The organism is Streptomyces sp. S.PNR 29 (genome assembly GCF_030386795.1).
Classification (GTDB): domain Bacteria; phylum Actinomycetota; class Actinomycetes; order Streptomycetales; family Streptomycetaceae; genus Streptomyces.
Window position 1 is genome coordinate 1 of the sequence record NZ_JANUQM010000043.1, and the last position, 1,396, is coordinate 1,396.

1 protein-coding gene is annotated in these 1,396 nt (G+C 67.1%); it reads right to left on the reverse strand.

Features of this window, described 5'->3' with window-relative positions; genetic code table 11:
• The coding region (locus tag NW895_RS41120; RefSeq protein ID WP_289942372.1) for a phosphopantetheine-binding protein at window positions 1-1,396 on the reverse strand (1,396 nt) is incomplete at both ends.

Sequence of the window (1,396 nt, forward strand, 5' to 3'; positions counted from 1 at the left end):
GCTTCGCGTTGGGGGGTGTTGGCGTGGTGGTGGAGGGTGTTGGCCCAGTGGCGGTAGGAGGTGGTGGTGGGGGTGAGGGTTGGGGTGGTGGTGGGGGTGGTGTGTGCTGTTTGGATTGCGGTGATGAGGTCGGGGAGGAGGATGCGCCAGGAGACGCCGTCGATGACGAGGTGGTGGATGGTGATGAGGAGTCGGCCGGGGGTGTGGGGGCCTGGGTCGAACCAGGTGGCGTGGAGCATGTGGCCGGTTTCGGGGGCGAGTTGTTTGATGTTGTTGCGGATGTGGGTGGGTTCGAGGGGGAGTTGTCCGTTGGGGGTGGGGTGGACGGGGATGCGGGTGAGGTGGTGTGTGGCGTGGTGGGTGCCGGGGGGTGGGGTGTGGATGGTCCAGGTGTCGGGGTGTCGGTGGAGGGTGGAGCGGAGGGTGTGGTGGTGGTCGAGGAGGGTTTGGAGGGCGGTGGTGAGGTGGTGTTCGGTGAGGTTGGTGGGGGTTTTGAGGAGGACGGATTGGTTGAACTGGTCGATGGGTCCGTCGAGTTCGCGGAGCCAGCCGATGATGGGGGTGATGGGGGTGGTGCCGGTGGGGTCGTCGGGTGTGGTGGGTGTGTGGGTGGTGTCGGTGTAAGTGAGGGTGGTGGCGAGTTGGGCGGGGGTTTGGTGTTGGAAGACGTCGCGGGGGGTGAGGGTGATTCCGGCTTTGCGGGCGCGGCTGACGAGTTGGATGGAGGTGATGCTGTCGCCGCCGAGGGTGAAGAAGTTGTCGTGGGTGCCGGCGGGGCGGGGTAGTCCGATGACTTCGGCGAAGAGGCGGCAGAGGGTTTCTTCTTGTGGTGTTCGGGGGGTGTGGTCGGTTTGGGGGTGGGTTGTGGGGTGGGGTGCGGGCAGGGCTTTGTGGTCGAGTTTTCCGTTGGGGGTCAGGGGCAGTGCGTCGAGGGTGAGGAAGGCTGCCGGGATCATGTAGTCGGGCAGGTGGGTGGCGAGGTGGGAGCGGAGGGTGTCGTCGGTGGTGGGGTGGGTGGTGGTGAGGTAGGCGGTGAGGCGTTTGTCGCCGGGGCGGTCCTGGCGGGCGATGACGGCTGCTTGGGTGATGTGGGGGTGCTGGAGCAGTGCTGTTTCGATTTCGGCTGGTTCGATGCGGAAGCCGCGGATTTTGACTTGTTGGTCGGCGCGGCCGTCGAAGTGGAGGTTGCCGTCGGTGGTCCAGTGGGCGAGGTCGCCGGTGCGGTACATGCGGGTGCCGGGTGGGCCGTAGGGGTCGGCGGTGAAGCGTTCGGCGGTGAGGTCGGGTCGGCCCAGGTAGCCGCGGGCGAGGCCGTGGCCGGCGATGTAGAGCTCGCCGGTGACGCCGGTCGGTACGGGCTGCAGGCCCGCGTCGAGCACATACGTACGCGTGTTGT